Here is a 277-nt window from a genome sequence, read left to right as displayed (position 1 = left end):
ACTGTGACCACAGAACACTTACATTTAAGAGTGTACTTGTAACATCTACATTTTAATTATCACACACACACACACACAAGGACCAATTTTTCCAAACTGTTCAGGAACCAAAATTATTTTCCAGTGTTTTCTTTTCCTAATAATAAATACCTTTTCACTTGCTGATTTGACAATGGTCAGACCATTAAAACAACGGGTAGGATAACGCAACAAGTCATCAATGGTCCAGATCACAAAAATGCCACATGAAAAGTGACTGCATGGATTTCCTTTAACT

1 protein-coding gene is annotated in these 277 nt (G+C 35.4%); it reads right to left on the bottom strand.

Going from position 1 to position 277, the window contains the following annotated elements; translation table 11 throughout:
- Positions 1–45: 45 nt before the first annotated feature.
- A partial coding sequence (locus tag ACYQ78_RS39530; RefSeq protein ID WP_459806129.1) for a hypothetical protein occupies positions 46–277 on the bottom strand: 232 nt, incomplete at its 5' end.

It is taken from the genome of Herbidospora sp. RD11066 (assembly GCF_054661255.1).
This window is presented reverse-complemented; position numbering and strand designations above follow the sequence as displayed.